Here is a 12472-nt window from a genome sequence, read left to right as displayed (position 1 = left end):
GGCATTGAACCGGCGCGCCGAATCTCGCGTTCCGAGCATCTGTTCAATGCCTGTCATCGTGCTCCATTCTCGGCGTGTGTGCCGCGTCGAAACGCGAAGGGCCCGGAGCGCCGCAGCGGATGCGAAATCCGGTACGACGTTCCGAGCCCTTGACTCATCCAGCTTCCGGCGTCCCCCGGAGCGGCGAGGCTAACCCTTCCCCGGGAAGGGCTTCCTCTGTGGGTGTCAGCGGCGAGCCTTGGCCTTGCGAGCCGCGTAGCGCGCATCGCGCTGGGCCTTCTTCTCGGCGAGTTCGATCGCCTTGCGTTCGGCGGCGAGACGCGTCTCTTCCTCTTCGCGGGCGATCTGTGCGGCGAGTTCCGCCTCCTCGCGGGCGCGCTTCTCTTCAGCGGCCTTCTTTTCGGCCGCGATGCGGGCGGCTTCGCGTTCGCGAGCCCTCTCGTCCCGGGCGCGGGCAACCGCTGCGCGGGCCTGGGCCTTGGCAACCATTTCCGGGTCATCCGCCGGAGGACGGGCCTTGAATTTTTCCAGCAGCATCTGCTTGGCGCTGGCGGAGTTCTTACGGCGGTCGTCGAAATTCCTGTAGTCGAAGGCGCTCATCTGACCTTTCTCGGGTGGTGCGTCTCGGCCCGTTCCGCGAGCGGAAGCGCGCGGCGCTGAGCCTTGCTGTGAATCATCGAAAGACGGGATCGAATCGAAAAGCCCAATGCCTCACGATTCGGCCGGAATCAACAGAAGCCGCCCATGACAGGGCGGCTTCCTACGCATGTGTTGAACGAAGGCCTCACTGAACGGCCCTTGCCCTTAGCGGTTCAGGCCGCCTGAAGGTTGCCGGCGGACTGCTTGCCGGTGCGACGGTCGTTCTCGATCTCGTAGGACAGCTTCTGTCCTTCGATGAGATTGCGCATGCCGGCACGTTCTACGGCCGAGATATGGACGAACACGTCCTTGCCGCCGTCATCAGGCTGAATGAAGCCGTAGCCCTTGGTCTCGTTGAACCATTTCACGGTGCCCGTGCTCATGGTGATGTCCTTCTCGTCGTCGGGAGGAACGCGATTGCAGTCTTCGCGCCCTCGTCTCGAATTGTGTGGGGAGGGGCCTCTCGGGCTGCAGAAAACGACGTGCGGCCGACAGGGCGCAGGGTTTCGGAGATGCGATGAGATCGAAGCGACAGACCGCGGCAGTTCTGCAATGACTGCTGGGCGTGCGACCCGGATTGAACCGGCGGGGGATCGTGGAAGACAAGGTCCGATAGGTGAAAGTTAGGGTGCCTGCGATGTTCAGACAAGGCTCCCGGCCGTTCCGGGTTCCCGTCGAGATGCGCGATTTCCATCCTTCCCCGGAGCCGACTGAACGAAGGGCTGCGGCACCGGCCGAGATTGCCCTCGTGGGTGGTGCGGTCTAGGCTTGCCACTCTGCGACATGAGGCGAGGAACGACCTTAACGACCCGGTGAGGGGTCGTCACGGAAGGTTGACCGGCATCGAAGCGGGGGCGGGATGACGGAATCGACGGCTGACGGACGAACCTTTGCGGGCATGCCGTTGCAAGGGGCGAGAGCGGACCGGTCCGAATCACGGGCGGGCCGTGTTTCGTGACGTCGAACACGCGTGACCTAAAGGGCAGAGGCCTGAAACACGGCTGCGCGGGCGTGGCCATGGCCGTCCTCGGCGGCGTGTCGATGAGCACCTTAGCCGCCTCCCCCGCCATCGCCTTCGACCTGTTCGGCATGTTCGGTTCCGAAGAAGAGCCGCCGGCACCGAGCGGCGACACGCTGCCCTATTCGGTGAAGTTTCAGGGGCTCGAGGATGACGACGTGCTGCAGGCTCTGCAGGACACCTCCACGCTCTATCGCCTTCGCCAGGACGCTCCGCCCGACGGCGAGGGCATCGTGCGGCGGGCGGAGGCGGACCTTCGCCGCCTGTCCGACGTGCTCTCCGGCTACGGCTATTACCAGGGCAAGGTCGCCATCCGCATCGATGGCGTGGAACTGACGGGCGAGGCCTCGGTGGCGGCTGCGGCGCGTGCCGCCGAGGGCGGCCGGAACCGGGCCTTGGTGCCCGTGAAGATCGTCGTCGATGCCGGACCGCTCTATAAGCTCCGCACGGTGACGGCTTCCGATCCGCGCGGCAACGATTTCCCGTCCGAAGTGCTGCCCGAGCGTTTCACCCGGGTGGGTGACGACGTCCCCGCTCGTTCCGCCACCGTTCTCGCCCGCGAGGCGAAGATCGTCGACCGCTTCCGGGCGCTGGGCCATCCCTTCGCCAAGGCGGTTTCGCGCGATCCTGTGGTGGATGACGAGGCCCACGTCATGGATGTGCGCTTCACCATCGATCCCGGGCCGATCGCGGGGCTGGGCGAGGTCGTCGTGCGCGGTACCACCGGCATCGACCCGGCGGTGGTGCGCTCCTTCATCTATAGCGAGCCGGGCGATCCCTATTCACCCAAGGCCGTGGCCGACATTCGCCGGTCCGTCGCCAAGGTGGAGGCCCTGGGTTCCGTCCGGGTACGCGAGGGCGAGGCGCTCGACGCGCAGGGCAACCTGCCGATCTTCGTCGACGTGACCGAGCGCGACCGTAACCTGATCGGGGTCGCGGCCCGCTTCTCCACGGTCGATGGCCCGGGCATCCGTGCCTATTATGCCAACCGGAATCTGTTCGGCGGCGGCGAGACTCTGCGGCTCGATGCCGACATCTACTATCTCGGCAACGACCTCTACGCTGCGCAGCGCAAGGCCGCCGGGATCGATTCGAACGGGCTGGGCGGCCGGATCTCCGCAACCTTCGTCAAGCCGGCTCTATGGGGCACGCGCAACGATCTCGTGGCCAATGTCTTCGCGGGCCGCGAGGCGCAGCAATCCTACGTCTCGGACGCGGCCGGCGGCACGATCGGCATCCGGCACCGGTTCTCCGACACGTTCTACGCGCAGATCGGCGTCGACGGTCAGGCCGGACGCTCGCAGGACGCGCTCGGAAAGGTCGATTACCGCCTCGTCGGCGTGCCACTCTCCGTCGCCTACGATTCCACCGACAATCTGCTCGATCCGACGCAGGGGTTCCGTGCCACCGCCTCGGTGACACCCTATGCCGGGTTCCTGGGCTCGGATCCGTCGATCTTCGTCGCCAAGGCGCAGGGCTCTACTTATTACGCCCTCGACGACGAGGCCCGCTACATCCTCGCCGGCCGCGTCGGATTCGGCTCCATCTCGGGCGCAAGCCTGGAGGACATCCCGGCCAATATCCGCTTCTTCGCCGGCGGTGGCGGCTCGGTGCGTGGCTTCCCCTATCGGACCTTGGGCCCACGCGGGCCGTTCAACCTTCCGGTGGGCGGGCGTAGCCTGCTCGAAGCTTCGGTGGAGGCGCGGGTCAAGATCACCGACACAATCGGAATCGTGCCGTTCTTCGACGCCGGCACAGCCTTCGAGGGCAGCCTGCCCGATTTCGGGGAGCGCATCCGCTACGCGGCGGGCCTCGGTCTTCGCTATTATACCGGCATCGGCCCCATCCGCGTCGACGTGGCGTTCCCCCTCGACCGCATCAAGGGGAACCGCGAACGTCCCGTGGCCCTGTACATCAGCCTGGGGCAGTCGTTCTGATGGAATTTTTCGGACGGGTTATAGTTCGGTGCGCATCGACCCTCCCCCCTCTGCGGGGGAGGGTGCCTGCGGAGCAGGCGGGAGAGGGGCCGACCTCTCCGGACATGGCGCTCCCCTCTCCCGACCCGCTTCGCGGGCCACCCTCCCCCGCAAGGGGGGGAGGGAGAACGCGCGTCATCGTGGCGATCGTCTCTCTGACCGTCTGCATCGCCGTTCCCGCGACCTACACCCGCGCCGACGACGGCGAGAAGACCGTGCTCGGCGGGCTCCTGTCGAAGGCTTTGTCCACGCCGGGCTCCCAGGTGTCCATCGGTGCCGTGGACGGGGCGCTCTCGTCGAACGCCACGATCCGCGACGTGGTGATCAGCGATCGCAACGGTCCCTGGCTGAAGCTCGACAAGGCGCGCCTCGTCTGGAGCCGCCTCGCCCTCCTCTCCGGCCGGCTGCAGGTGGACAGCCTGGAGATCGGCCGCCTCGAAGTGCTGCGCCGTCCCCTCCCCGCCCCGGTCTCGGCGACGCCGGAGCCCGATGGCTCGCTGCTTCCCGAGTTGCCCGTGAAGGTGGAGATCACCGCCTTCAAGCTCGCCGAACTCGTCCTCGGCGAGACCGTCGCCGGTCAGCCGGCGCGCCTGTCCGCCGAGGGGAAGGCCAAGCTCGGCGCCCCGTCCGAAGGGCTCGACCTCGACCTGTCCGTGCGCCGCCTCGACGCCACCGGGCATTTCGTCGCCCGCCTGCTCTTCGTGCCCAAGGGCGAGAAGCTCGAGGTGAAGACCACCCTGGTGGAGGCCGCCGGTGGCCTCCTCTCCAAATTCGCCAATCTCCCCGGCGAGCCGCCGATCAACCTCGATCTCGACGGGCGCGGCACCCTCGATGCCTGGAACGCCCGGCTCGATTTCGATGCCGGCCCCGATCTCGGCGCCAAGGGCACGGCCCGCATCGCCCGGGCCGGCGCCGACCGCTCCCTCACCCTCGACCTCTCCTCGCGGATCGAGGGGCTGCTGCCCGGCCCGGCGGCGGCGATCTTCTCCGGCACCACCAAGCTCGACGGCGCCCTGCGCTTTGCCGATAACGGCGCGTTCGGCATCGACCGCCTCGCCCTCGCTTCCCGCACCGCCCGCCTCGACGCGTCGGGCGGCCTCACGCCCGAGCGGGTCGCCGACTTCACCATCTCGGCCCGCGCCGTCCCCACCGATGGCAGCGTCACCAAGGCGGCCAATGCCGAGCTCGACACCCTCGTCTTCGACGGGACCGTGAAGGGGCCGATCGCGCGGCCACGGGTGAACGGCGACCTCAAGGCGGCGGGCCTGCGCGCGGACGGCAACGTCCTCGAGCGGATCGCCGCCAGCCTCGCCATGGAACCCACGGGCGGCGACCCCAATGCCACCCGCTTCGCGCTCCGTGCGGATGCCAATGTGGAAGGATTGAAGCTCGCCGACCCGGCCCTGCGCCGTGCGGTCGGATCGCGCGGTGCCTTCACCTTCCGTGGCACGCTCCAACCCGATGGCGTGGTCGATGTGGCGGCGTTCGATCTTGACGCGCCCACCGCCACGCTCTCCTATGCCGGCCGCGTCGGCCAGAACACGCTTACGGGCACGCTGAAGGCGGGCCTCGCCGATCTCTCGGCCTTCTCCGATGTCGCCGACCGGACCCTGGCCGGCAGCGTCGCCGTTAAGGCGAACTTGAGCGGGGACCCCGCCCGCAAGGCCGTGACCGCCGATGTAGATGCGACGACACAAGGGCTTGTCCTCGGCCTGCCGGCCCTCGACCGGCTCCTGGGCCGCGAGCCGCATTTCTCGGGCAGGCTTTCCCAGGTTTTCGATGGGTACAGCTTCGATGGTGTGAAGCTCGACGGCGCCGAGATGGTGGCCCGGCTGGAGGGCAAGGCCACGGCGCGTCTCGCCGACGCCAAGCTCCTGGTGGACGTGAAGACCCTCTCCGCCCTCGATCCGCGCCTTGCCGGTCGCGCCCTCCTCGACGGACGGCTCTCCGGAACCCTGGAGAAACCGGACCTCACCGCCACCCTCACCGCTGCCGACGGACGGGCGCTCGGCCGCCCGATCCGGGACGTGCGCGTAGCCGCGGCGCTCAAGGACCTCACCGGGGCGCTCGATGGAACGGTGGCGCTGGGCGGCGAGATCGGCGGCAAGACCCTGCGCGGGGACGTGCATCTCGCCCGCTCGGGCGCAGATTGGTCCCTCGACCGGCTCGCGGTGAATCTCGGCTCGGCCACCCTCGCCGGTAAGGCGGCCGTCGATGCGGCCACCCTCCTCACGCAGGGCAGCGTCACGCTCTCGGCCGCCAATCTCGACGATCTGTCGCCGCTCGCCCTCACGCCGCTGGCCGGAAGCCTCGACGCGACCGTCGCCCTCTCGCGCGATGGGGGACGCCAGGACGCGTCGGTGAAGGCCAAGGGCGCCTCCCTGCGCTCGGGTGAGATCGGCCTCGCGCAGCTCGACGCCGACCTCACCGGCCGCGATCTCCTCGCCCATCCCGTGGTGGACGGCCGGGTCAATGCCGACCGGGTCATCGCCGCCGGCGAGTCCATCGACACCGTGCGCCTCCTGGCCGTGGGGTCGCCCAATGCCAGCGACATCACCCTCACCGCCAAGGCGCGAGGTTTCGATCTCGACGGGGCTGCCCGGCTGGTTCCGGCCGAGGCCACGCGGATCGAGCTGTCGCGCTTCTCCGCGTCACGCGGCAAGGATCGTCTGGCGCTGGCTGGTCCCGCCACGATCACCCTCGACCGGGGCTCGGCCGTCATCGACGGTCTCGTCATCGCCGCCGGTACCGGGCGGGTCAGCCTCGCCGGCCGCGCCGGATCGAATCTCGACCTGAAACTCGGCATCCGGGCGCTGCCGTTGGCTCTTGCCCGGATCGCTTCGCCGAGCCTCGCCCTCACCGGCACCCTCGACGGGGACGCCGATATCCGCGGTACCAGCGCGCGGCCGGAGGGGCGCTATGCCCTGTCGGTGGCGAAGCTGGTGACCCCGGAGACACGCAAGGCCGGCCTGCCGCCCATCGACGCCAAGGCGAGTGGCACACTGGGCGACGGCCGCGCCGGGATCGAGGGCCGGGTCTCGGCCGGTCGCGGCGCCGAGCTGACCCTTGCCGGCTTCCTGCCCGTCTCGGCGGGCGGACCCATCGCGCTGAAACTGCGCGGCACCCTCGACGCGGCCATGGCCAACAGCCTGCTCAGCGTCGGCGGTCAGCGGGTCGCCGGCCGGATCGCCCTCGACGGGGGCGTCTCGGGCACCCTCGACGCGCCCCGTGCCGAGGGTGCCGCCACCCTCTCCGGCGGCAGCTTCACCGATCCGCTCCAGGGCATCGCCCTCAAGCAGATCGAGGGCCGCGTCACCGGGCGGGGCGATACCCTCGTGGTGGAGCGCCTGACAGCGCAGACCCGGAACGGCGGCGGCCTTCAGGCCAGCGGGCGCGTGGCCCTGGACCCGAATGGCGGGTTCCCCGGCGCGTTCAAGATCACCGCCGAGCGGGCCGAGCTCGTCTCCAGCCCCATCGTCACCGCCACTGCGAGCCTCAACCTCGCCCTGAGCGGTCCTTTGGCGCGGACGCCGAAAGTGTCGGGACGGGTCGACCTCGTCTCCGTCGATGTGACGGTCCCCGATCGGCTGCCCGCGACCGTGCAGCCCCTGCCCGGCGTGCGCCGGGTCAATACGCCCGCCGACGTACGGGTGCGCCTCGATGCGAAGGCCGACCGCAAGGCGAAGGTCGCCGCATTGGGCAAGCGCAGGAAGGCGCCCCCGCCCTTCGACGCCACGCTGGACGTGGCCGTCCATGCGCCGAACCGCATCTTCGTGCGTGGACGCGGAATCGACGCGGAACTCGGCGGTGACCTGCGCCTCACCGGCACTTCGCGCGACCCGGTGGCGGTGGGCGATTTCGCCATGCGTCGCGGGCGCCTCAGCATCATCGGTCAGCGCCTCGATTTCACCCGCGGCCGCCTGGCCTTCAACGGCGAGCTCGCGATCCCCGATCTCGACTTCCAGGCCGAGACCAAGGCCGCCGAGGTCACCGCCCGCGTCGCCGTGACCGGCCCCGCCAACCAGCCCGACTTCGTCCTCACCTCCGACCCGTCCCTGCCGCAGGACGAAGTGCTGTCGCGGCTGCTGTTCAAGAAGGCGGCCGGGGGACTCTCGCCCTTCCAGGCGCTCCAGCTCGCCCAGGCCGTGTCGCAGCTCTCCGGCGGCGCCGGCGGCCCGGACGTGTTCGAACAGGCCCGCAAGGGGCTCGGCCTCGACAGCCTGGACGTTTCCACCGGAGCCAGCGGCGGTCCGGCCCTGGGTGCCTCGCGCTATCTCAGCGACCGTCTCAGCGTCGGCGTGAAGGCGGGCGCCAAGCCCCAGGATACCGCTGCCACCGTGGATTACGACGTGACCCGTCGCATCAAGATCCAGGGCGAGGCCGGCAGCGACGGTCGCACCGCCGTGGGGGTGGGCGCCGAATGGGAATATTGATGGGGTCGGAGCGAATGACCGGCACCGGAGCGGCCTCGAAGACGTTATCGGCCGGCAGGACTCTCAGGGCCACGGTCACCTGACGGCTGACATAGCCTGCGGCGCCGAGCGGAGAGTGCCCGCCACATCGGGAAGGGGCACGCCGAATGATGGGCTGGTTTCGGGCCTTGATGCCGCGGGAGGATCGCTTCTTCGACCTGTTCGAACGCCATTCCCAGACCCTCGTCGCGGGAGCGGAGGCACTCCAGGGCGTCCTGAAGGGCGGCGACGGCGTGCCGCGCTACTGCCAGGTGATCGTCGATCGCGAGCACGAGGCCGACGCGATCACCGCAGAGGTTCTGCTCGCGGTCCGGCGCAGCTTCATCACCCCCTTCGACCGCGGCGACATCAAGGATCTGATCCAGTCGATGGACGACGCCATCGACCAGATGAACAAGACCGTGAAGACGATCACCCTCTACGAAATCCGTTCTTTCGACCCCCTCATGCGCGAGATGGGCGACACCGTGCTCGAGGCGGCGCGTCTCACGGCCGAGACGATCCCCCTGCTCAACGCCGTCGGCACCCATGCGGGACGCATCAACACCCTCACGGAGCGCATCACCCGGGTCGAGGGCCGCTCGGACGAGTTGCAGGAGCGTGGCCTCAAGGCTCTCTACCGGGCTCATCGCAAGGATGGCGGCGACGGTGACACCATGGCCTACATCATCGGCGCCGAGATCTACGGGCATCTGGAGGATGTGGTCGACCGGTTCGAGGACGTCGCCAACGAGATCAGCGGCATCGTGATCGAGAACGTGTGACGGGCATGGACGCCGCCTCCCTCGCGCTGCCGGCGCTGGCCGGCCTCATCGCCGTCGCCCTGTTCTTCGACTTCCTCAACGGCCTGCACGACGCGGCCAATTCCATCGCCACCATCGTCTCGACGCGGGTGCTGCGCCCACAATACGCGGTGCTGTGGGCGGCGTTCTTCAACTTCATCGCCTTCCTGTTCTTCGGCCTCCATGTGGCGCAGACCCTGGGGACCGGGATCGTCGATGCCGGGATAGTCGATCCGCGCGTCATCCTGAGCGCGCTGGTCGGCGCCATCGCCTGGAACATCGCCACCTGGGTGTTCGGCATCCCGTCGAGTTCATCGCACGCCCTGGTCGGTGGCCTCGTCGGGGCGGGCATCACCAAGGCGGGGTTCGACGTCGTGGTCTGGTCCGGCCTGTCGAAGACGATCGCGGCCATCGTGCTGTCTCCGCTCGTCGGATTCCTCCTCGCCCTCCTCCTCGTGCTGATCGTGTCCTGGACCTGCCGACGCGCCACGCCCTTCGGGGTCGACCGGAGCTTCCGGCTCCTGCAATTCGTCTCGGCCTCGCTCTATTCCCTCGGACATGGCGGCAACGACGCCCAGAAGACCATGGGGATCATCGCTGTGCTGCTCTACTCGCAGGGGCATCTGGGGAGCAGCTTCCACGTTCCGCTCTGGGTGGTCCTGGCCTGCCAATCGGCCATGGCGCTCGGGACCCTTTTCGGCGGCTGGCGCATCGTCCACACGATGGGCTCGAAGATCACCCGCCTGAACCCGATGCAGGGCTTCTGCGCCGAGACGGGTGGCGCCATCACCCTGTTCCTGGCGACCTGGCTCGGTGTCCCGGTCTCGACCACGCACACCATCACCGGCGCCATCGTCGGCGTGGGCGCGGCCCGCCGGACCTCGGCGGTCCGTTGGGGCATCGCCGGCAACATCGTCGTTGCCTGGGTCCTGACCCTGCCCGCCGCGGCCCTCATCGCCGCATGCTGCTACGTCCTGACGGGCTGGCTTGGCTGAGCGAACTTGCCCGACTCGCTTGGAGCCATGATGTCGCGAAGCTCCGTGCGAGACCCTTCTGCTCGTCGTCGAGGGAAATCAGGCACGCCTCACACTATCGCTGTTGCGCCGGTATTGGTGGCAAGTTGTGATGCTCATGAATACTAAAAAATGTTTCGTGATAACGTTTTCGTGAGTTGGGCGTGACAATATATGATTTATCGTTATTCAAGTCATTGGGGGGCGGGCAGAGTTTTTATTTACGTAAATCGGAATACGCGACCGTTCAGGCGGAGCGATTATAAATCAAATATCGATGAACTATATTTCATACAAGTAGTTATAAAATATTAAATAAGACTCTTTATTCGGTTATTATCATTGTATCGTTGGGGGAGTATAAGTCATGCGATTGTCGATCAAGGCCGTACTGATCGGTCTGTTCAGCATCGTCGTTTCGATTTCGGCAGCGCAGGGCTTGGTGGCCCTATACAAGCTTCAGGACATCGGCACGAAGATTGCCGTTCTGGTCGACAATGCCGTGCCGTCGGTGACCCAGGCCGACAAGATCAATCGTCTGGTGCTCCGGGTCCGCACGTCCCAGCTGCGCTACCTGACCGCTCCCAACAGCACCATCGAGCAGGCCGATCTCAAGCTTGCGAACGAAATGATGCTGGAGCGCAACAAGTCCATCGAAGACTACAAGTCCCTGATCTCCGGAGCGGAAGAAAAGGCGATCTATGAGGATCTGATCGCCAAGATGGAGATTCTGAAGGCCGATTGGGGAAAGCTCCGCTCCATGCGCGAGACCGACAGGGACCAGGCGCTGAGCTTCTTCCGCGAAGGCAACCACGCGAATTATCGGGCGGTCGCCGACGCGGCCACCCGTCTGGTCGAGATCAACGTGGTAGCTGCCAACGCCGCCGGAGAGGCGGCGCGCAGCCAGCAGGCCGAAGCGATCCGGATCTCGATCATCATGCTCACGGTCTGCATCGTGATGGCCGTCTCGGCCATGATCTTCTCGTTCCTCGGCGTTGCCCGCCCGATCGAGCGCATGACCCAGGCCATGCGTCACATCGCCGGCGGTGACGAGACGACCGCCGTTCCGTCCATGGGCCGCCGCGACGAGATCGGCGAGATGGCCCAGGCGGTGGAAGTGTTCCGGACCAACCTGATCCGCACGCGTCAGCTCGAAGGGGACACGGTCCTCGCCCGGGCTTCCGCCGAGGAGCAGCGCCGTGCTGGAATGCGCAAGATGGCCGAGGATTTCGAGACGGCCGTCGGCGGCATCATCGGCATGGTCTCCTCCTCCGCCACCGAGCTTCAGGCCACGGCGCAGGCCATGACGGTGACGGCGACGCAGACCGCGTCGCAATCCACCACCGTGGCCGCCGCAGCCGAGGAGGCCGCCGTCAACGTGAACACCGTCGCTGCCGCTGCCGAGGAACTCGGCACGTCCGTGCAGGAAATCGGCCGACAGGTCTCGAGCTCCGCCACTCTCGCGCAATCCGCCGTCTCCGAGGCCGACACCACGGCGGTGCTCGTGCAGGAACTCAGCGGCGCCGTCAGCCGGATCGGGGATGTGGTGAGCCTGATCTCGACCATCGCCAGCCAGACCAACCTGCTCGCCCTCAACGCCACCATCGAGGCCGCGCGTGCCGGTGAAGCGGGCCGGGGCTTCGCGGTGGTCGCCGCCGAGGTGAAGGAACTGGCCAACCAGACGGCCCGCGCCACGGAGGAGATCTCCCAGCAGATCGGCCACATCCAGGGCGCAACCGGCCAGGCGGTCTCGGCCATCGGTTCGATCACGATGCGGATCCGGGACATCAATGCCGTGGCGACTGCCATCGCGGCGGCGGTCGAGCAGCAGAGCGCGGCGACGCAGGAGATCGTGCGCAACGTCTCGCAGGCCTCGGCCGGTACCAACGAGGTGACGAGCAACATCGCCGGCGTGGCCAGTGCTGCCGAAGAGACCGGAGCGGCCGTGAGCCAAGTGCTCGGCGCCGCTGGCGAACTCTCCCAGCAATCCGAACATCTCACCGGAGAAGTGCACCGCTTCCTCGCCACGGTGCGGGCCGCCTGACCCAACTTCACCGCGCGGACCTACAAACGGGTCGGGCTCGCGGGAGCCTGGCCCGTTCTCATGTCGACCGTCCGGGTTCACCCCCGGAGGGCGAAACCCTCACCGTCCGTCGGTTACCCTCTGTCCCGTCTCGCCGTAGCCGAGCCTGGCTCCCTGGCGGTTGACGCTTCCGAAGCGCAGGACGGCCTGTTCGAGGTAGTCGATCGCATCGATGAGGGCATCCCGCGCGGCCCCGACCGCCTCCTCGCCGTCCTCGTCCGGTGTCTCGGCGAAATTGACGGCGGCGATGAGAACCCGGTCGCGTTCCTCTTCGATCCGGCGGTCGCGCTCCACATGTCCACGCACATCGGCATCGAAGGCCTCGATCACCGCCCAGGGCAATGCGTCCTTCGACGACGATGCGTCGAAGGCGCGGGCCTTGCGCCGGGCCTGTGCCGCCGCCGCCCTGACGATGTCAGCGAGTTTGGCATCCATGGTCGGTCTCCTGGGGTGATCGGGTTCGAGGCGCTTTCGTTGCCGTGCATCCCC

8 protein-coding genes are annotated in these 12472 nt (G+C 67.7%); 5 read left to right on the top strand and 3 right to left on the bottom strand.

Annotated features, from left to right (window positions below):
* Positions 1–225: 225 nt before the first annotated feature.
* Both RQI43_RS04760 and RQI43_RS04755 read right to left on the bottom strand, forming a co-directional pair.
* Positions 226–600 (bottom strand): DUF6481 family protein, encoded by a 375-nt coding sequence (locus RQI43_RS04760; protein WP_056433860.1) that lies wholly within the window; start codon positions 598–600, stop codon positions 226–228.
* A gap of 212 nt (positions 601–812) precedes the next feature.
* Entirely contained in the window at positions 813–1022 is a 210-nt protein-coding gene (locus RQI43_RS04755; protein ID WP_018043862.1) for a cold-shock protein, read from the bottom strand.
* A 658-nt stretch (positions 1023–1680) separates the two neighbouring features.
* Between RQI43_RS04755 and RQI43_RS04750 the strand changes: the two genes are divergently transcribed.
* From RQI43_RS04750 to RQI43_RS04730, 5 genes are all read left to right on the top strand, one after another.
* Positions 1681–3594 (top strand): autotransporter assembly complex family protein, encoded by a 1914-nt coding sequence (locus RQI43_RS04750; protein WP_311274391.1) that lies wholly within the window; start codon positions 1681–1683, stop codon positions 3592–3594.
* Between the two features lie 104 nt (positions 3595–3698).
* Positions 3699–8066 (top strand): translocation/assembly module TamB domain-containing protein, encoded by a 4368-nt coding sequence (locus tag RQI43_RS04745; protein ID WP_405030554.1) that lies wholly within the window; start codon positions 3699–3701, stop codon positions 8064–8066.
* A 146-nt stretch (positions 8067–8212) separates the two neighbouring features.
* On the top strand, positions 8213–8869 hold the full coding sequence (locus RQI43_RS04740) for a DUF47 domain-containing protein (protein WP_056433851.1): 657 nt from the start codon (positions 8213–8215) through the stop codon (positions 8867–8869).
* 5 nt (positions 8870–8874) lie between these two features.
* Positions 8875–9882: an inorganic phosphate transporter gene (locus tag RQI43_RS04735; protein WP_311274389.1), complete on the top strand. Its 1008-nt coding sequence runs from the start codon at positions 8875–8877 to the stop codon at positions 9880–9882.
* A 385-nt stretch (positions 9883–10267) separates the two neighbouring features.
* The gene (locus tag RQI43_RS04730; RefSeq protein WP_311274388.1) at positions 10268–11944 is read left to right on the top strand and encodes a methyl-accepting chemotaxis protein; all 1677 of its coding nucleotides are present in this window, start codon (positions 10268–10270) and stop codon (positions 11942–11944) included.
* 99 nt (positions 11945–12043) lie between these two features.
* Here RQI43_RS04730 and RQI43_RS04725 read toward each other — a convergent pair whose 3' ends face one another.
* On the bottom strand, positions 12044–12418 hold the full coding sequence (locus RQI43_RS04725) for a hypothetical protein (RefSeq protein ID WP_311274387.1): 375 nt from the start codon (positions 12416–12418) through the stop codon (positions 12044–12046).
* Between the last annotated feature and the right edge of the window lie 54 nt (positions 12419–12472).

It is taken from the genome of Methylobacterium sp. WCS2018Hpa-22 (genome assembly GCF_031843785.1).
In the GTDB taxonomy this organism is placed as follows: domain Bacteria; phylum Pseudomonadota; class Alphaproteobacteria; order Rhizobiales; family Beijerinckiaceae; genus Methylobacterium.
Note: the sequence above shows the minus strand (reverse complement) of the source record. Positions and strands in the feature narration are given on the sequence as shown.